Raw genomic sequence first — 5,051 nt, forward strand, 5'->3', positions numbered from 1 at the left:
ATAAAATACCCTGTGGTTCATGACGACTTATTACGAGTATAAATGTGCGTAAACATTAGATAATTCCATCTTATTACCTAAGTCTATTAAATCTATGATGAGATAACCTCGAGAGGATTAAGATATTGTCAATTTTGGTCGCTTGAAATCATCATAGTTATCCATAATTGAACTTCATATGATGCAAGATATAGCTTTTACAGGGAAGGGGAAACTCTATTTTGAGGAACAGCAGCAGCAACAACTTGAGAAAGGGGTTCGTTTATTAGTTGGCGCATCTGTGTTCTTGATTTTTTTGATGGCAGTCGATTTGATGACTTCCGAACACAGCCTATACATAACAAAGCTTTATTTTTTTATGTTAGGTGTTACGACACTGTCATCGAGTATTGTGTTTTGGTGGCTAGCTGGAAAAATTTATAATGATGAAAAATGGAAGCCGTTATCCCTATTATTTGCAGGCCTATTCAGTATTTTTTGGGCTGTATTATCACTTGTTCTCGATCATCCTTCACACTTACAAACCGTCTTTTTGTTCGGTGAAATATATATATTAGTTTCTGTTGTTGCGTTTTTTGGTTATCGGCCGGCATTATTACTCGCAGCGACTCCTATTGTGTGCTCCTTTTTAATTGCAAGTCCTAGCTTAACGCCTACTTTGATTTTCGCTTACGCATCAAAGCTGTTGTTGGCTTTAGGCATCAGTGAGTATCTTAATCACTGCTTTCGTGATGTTGTTTTTCTCCACCTTGATAGTCGAAATTTAAAGCATCAATTAAAAGCGGTTGGTTTGATCGACCCAGTTACGCAGCTTCACAATAATAGGCATTTCAATATTGAGTTAGACCGTGAAGTGATGTCAGCTCGGCGCAGTAAACTTCCGCTTTCAGTGCTGGTCATTAATATACAACCCATTCGTTTGTATACTTTTACTTGTGGTCATGAGGCAAGTGATGATTTGCTGAGAATTGTATCGAAAGCTTTAGAACACGGAGCTTATAGGCCGAGAGATTTTATCGCGCGAATGAGTGTTGATGAGTTTGCGTTGATATTGCCAGAGACTGATGAAAATGGTGCCACTGTTGTGGCCGAAAGGATAGAGTCTAATATTCACCACAGTTGTGATTTATGGATAGAAAGAGACTTGCATGAAGCGCTATTAATGAAATCAGCGATCGTTAAGTGGGAGCAGAATATGAGTACGAAAAAAATGTTGAACCGCATTAAACGCGTGACTGCCGAGATCAATGTATATGATACTGAGTAAATTATCGTTTTAATCTCACTGCGCGCCGCATGAACATGCTACTTATCAAAGGCTACAGTAATTGTATTGACACTGTATTCACTCCTAAAGTTTATACTTTTAGGTATGTAGTATTTATAATTGGAGGGGGCTTTAGTTCCCTCCTGAGATATACAATTAAGCCGCTCTAATCCCTTCTAAATGCGTCTGGCACTGTTGGCGTGCTGTTGCAAAAAATGCCTGTAAGTAATGGCGCTGATTTTCTGATGCGCGAATTGCCGCATATAAACGTCGCCATAACCCCTTTCCTAGTGGTTTACTTACAATTAGCCCCTGCCTTGCAAAGTCATGAATTGCCCAGTTAGGTAAAGCTGCAACGCCTAAGTCGGCCGACACCATTTGTACTAGCATCAGTGTGTTATCGGCTTGCTTCCACTTGTTTGGCTCAACACCCGCAGGCTGTAAAAAGTGCTTCACCACATCTAATCTGTTTTTCTGAACAGGGTAGGTCAGCATAGTTTGATCAAGAATATCGTTAGGTTCAATAAAGTCTTTATCTGCCAATGGGGATTGTGGAGAAACCACCAATCGCATTTCAAAATCGAACAGGGGTTCGTAATGCACTTCATTGCGTGGTTGAATATCAGATGTAATGACTAAATCCAATTCACCCGCCGTGAGTGCAGGAAGAGGCTCAAAGCCAAAACCTGATGAGAAATCAAGAGAGACCGACGGCCAGTGGATCTGGTATTCCTTTAATGCTGGCATTAACCACTGAAAACAAGAGTGGCAATCAATCGCCATGTGTAATCGCCCGTTGGCATCTTCTTTTAAATTTGCGAGAGCGTGCTCTGCTTTGGTGATACGAGGAAATATCTCATCAGCCAGTTTAAGTAGGATATCCCCCTCAGGCGTAAAGCGAACAGGGCGCGTTTTACGCAAAAAAAGCTGCCCGCCTAAACGTTGTTCTAGATCTTTAAACTGATGTGATAGCGCAGATTGCGTCAAGCACAGCGTATTGGCCGTTGCTGTTAACGACCCTGTATCACGTAGTACAGATAAGGTACGAAGATGCTTTATCTCGATCATTAGTTTTCTTCAATATCCGTTTGAATAAATTAATTAAATTCAATGTAACTGTATTAACAAGCAGTGTAAACATCTAGATGGCTAAGTATGCCCATGGTCAATATGAATGATTTGCACTATTCCTATGATTGATTATGAATTTCCTTCAACGTGAATGTGAGTTATTCGAGATTGTTCAAATAGGGTACATACGGCATTGTTTAGACATCCAGACTTCTGAAGGAATTAGAACAATGACTACGAACTCAACAGTAACAACAGCAACCTCATCGCTCACGACAACAAACAATGCAGCAAAAACAGTCACGCATATTCTTGGTTACCCTCGTATTGGTTCTCAGCGTGAATTGAAATTTGCACTAGAAAAATACTGGCGTGGCGAGATTGATCAGAAAGAATTAAAAGAAGTTGGTAGCTTACTGCGCTACCGTCATTGGAGTGACCAAGTAGGGGCAGGTTTAGATTATGTAACCGTGGGTGACTTTGCTTGGTACGACCATGTGTTAGGCACCAGTATGCTATTAGGCCACATCCCACAGCGCCACAATAATGGCTTCCCCGATTTAGATACTTTGTTCCGTGTGGGTCGTGGTAAAGCGCCAACAGGCTGTGCATGTGCTGCATCAGACATGACAAAGTGGTTCAATACGAATTATCACTACATTGTGCCTGAGTTTACTAAAGATGATGAATTCAACGTCAGCTGGCAACAGCTTTTTGAAGAAGTGGCTGAAGCGAAAAAAGCCGGTCACGATGTAAAACCTGTTTTGCTAGGCCCGGTTTCTTACTTATGGCTAGGTAAAGAAAAAGAAGAAGGCTTTGACCGTTTATCGTTATTGCCGCGTTTGCTAAACGCGTACCAACAAATCCTAAATAAGCTAGCGGCCTTGGGTGTCGAATGGGTACAAATTGATGAGCCAGTACTGGCATTAGAATTACCAAAGGCCTGGGCAGATTCATTCAAATTGGCGTACCAAGTATTAAAAGGGGACACCAAGTTATTACTAACCACGTATTTCGACAATATTACCCACCATCTAGACAAGATTGTTGAGCTTAGTATTGATGGCCTGCATGTTGATTTATCAGCATCACCAGAGCAGCTAGACGAAGTGGTGGCGAAACTTCCACAATCTTGGGTGCTCTCAGCTGGTGTTATTAATGGGCGTAATGTATGGCGCGCAGATTTATCAGCACAACTTGAACGCTTAGCACCTGTAAAAGCCGTATTAGGTGAGCGTCTATGGGTCGCAAGTTCGTGTTCATTACTGCATAGCCCAATTGATTTGGATTTAGAAACCGATGTTGAACCAGAAGTGCGTCAGTGGTTGTCGTTCGCGAAACAAAAATGCCGCGAAGTTACCTTGCTGGCACACGCTCTCGATGGTGATGCCATTGCAAAAGCCGAATGTGATAAATACAGTGCGCCGATTAAAGCACGTGCAACCAGCGAGCGTGTAAACAATGCTGATGTTCGCCAGCGTACCAATGCTATAACCGCTGCGTTGGCAGAGCGTAAAGCGCCGTATAGTGAACGTGCTCGCCAACAGCGTAATGCATTGGGTTTACCTCTGTTACCAACTACTACTATTGGTTCGTTCCCACAAACTAATGAAATCCGTACGCAACGCCGTGATTTTAAAGCCGGGCGACTGACAGAGGCGGATTATAATACCGCACTGAAAGGGCATATTGCTGATGCAATTGCTCGCCAAGAAGCACTCGACCTTGATGTGTTTGTGCACGGTGAAGCTGAGCGTAACGACATGGTAGAATACTTTGCAGAATTGCTAGAAGGTTTTGCTGTAACACGATTTGGTTGGGTACAAAGCTACGGTTCACGCTGTGTTAAACCAGCGGTGATTGTGTCTGATATCTATCGTGCGCAACCAATGACCGTTGAATGGGCGACGTATGCACAATCGTTAACCGACAAGCCAGTAAAAGGCATGCTAACAGGCCCTGTGACTATCTTGGGTTGGACATTCCCGCGTGAAGATCTTACTCGTGAACAAATCGCTAACCAGATTGCTCTCGCACTGCGTGATGAAGTCGCTGACTTACAACAGGCTGGTATTAATATCATTCAAATTGATGAACCTGCTATTCGTGAAGGTTTACCGCTTAAAGCAAGCCAATGGCAAACGTACCTTGATTGGGCAGTGAATGCCTTTAAGATTTCAGCGGCAAGTGCCGAGCCACAAACGCAAATTCACACCCACATGTGTTACAGCGAGTTTAATCACATTATTAAATCAGTTGCGGTACTGGATGCTGATGTGATCACCATTGAAACATCGCGTTCAGACATGGAGCTGCTGAAAGCATTCGAAGAGTTTGCTTATCCAAATGAGATTGGTCCGGGTGTGTATGACATTCACTCGCCAAATATCCCGTCGGTTGAACAAATTATTCACTTAGTGGAAAAAGCGGAAGCCTTGATCCCAGCAGAACGTTTATGGATTAACCCAGACTGTGGTTTAAAAACACGTAATTGGGAGGAAACAGAAGCGGCACTGAGGAACTTAGTGACAGCGGCCAAGACGCTACGCGAACAATGGCAAGCAAAAGCGGTTTAATTTATTAGCTGAGATACAGTTTAAATACTGATGAAATAATCCAAAAGGACGCACTATAAGGGCTCTGTTCAGCAACTTAGTTGAGAGCCCAGCATCCAGCGATTCTCTCTGTGAATGTAGCCTTTGATAGTGAATCA

Annotated in this window: 3 protein-coding genes; 2 read left to right on the plus strand and 1 reads right to left on the minus strand. The window is 42.7% G+C overall.

Annotated elements, in window-relative coordinates; translation table 11 throughout:
• The first annotated feature begins 178 nt into the window (after positions 1 to 178).
• Positions 179 to 1,267: a GGDEF domain-containing protein gene (locus tag ASV53_RS22545; protein ID WP_094958770.1), complete on the plus strand. Its 1,089-nt coding sequence runs from the start codon at positions 179 to 181 to the stop codon at positions 1,265 to 1,267.
• 156 nt (positions 1,268 to 1,423) lie between these two features.
• Here ASV53_RS22545 and metR read toward each other — a convergent pair whose 3' ends face one another.
• On the minus strand, positions 1,424 to 2,335 hold the full coding sequence (gene metR / locus ASV53_RS22550; protein ID WP_094958771.1) for an HTH-type transcriptional regulator MetR: 912 nt from the start codon (positions 2,333 to 2,335) through the stop codon (positions 1,424 to 1,426).
• A gap of 233 nt (positions 2,336 to 2,568) precedes the next feature.
• Here metR and metE point away from each other — a divergent pair, with 233 nt between their 5' ends.
• Positions 2,569 to 4,914: a 5-methyltetrahydropteroyltriglutamate--homocysteine S-methyltransferase gene (metE, locus tag ASV53_RS22555; protein WP_094958772.1), complete on the plus strand. Its 2,346-nt coding sequence runs from the start codon at positions 2,569 to 2,571 to the stop codon at positions 4,912 to 4,914.
• The last annotated feature ends 137 nt before the right edge of the window (positions 4,915 to 5,051 follow it).

The sequence above is a fragment of the Photobacterium sanguinicancri genome (assembly GCF_002265265.1).
GTDB lineage: Bacteria > Pseudomonadota > Gammaproteobacteria > Enterobacterales > Vibrionaceae > Photobacterium > Photobacterium sanguinicancri.

Excerpts from the sequence above, each read along its gene's own strand:
- metE (WP_094958772.1), top strand. The coding sequence starts at position 2,569 with ATGACTACGAACTCAACAGTAACAACAGCAACCTCATCGCTCACGACA.
- metR (WP_094958771.1), bottom strand. The coding sequence starts at position 2,335 with ATGATCGAGATAAAGCATCTTCGTACCTTATCTGTACTACGTGATACA.
- ASV53_RS22545 (WP_094958770.1), top strand. The coding sequence starts at position 179 with ATGATGCAAGATATAGCTTTTACAGGGAAGGGGAAACTCTATTTTGAG.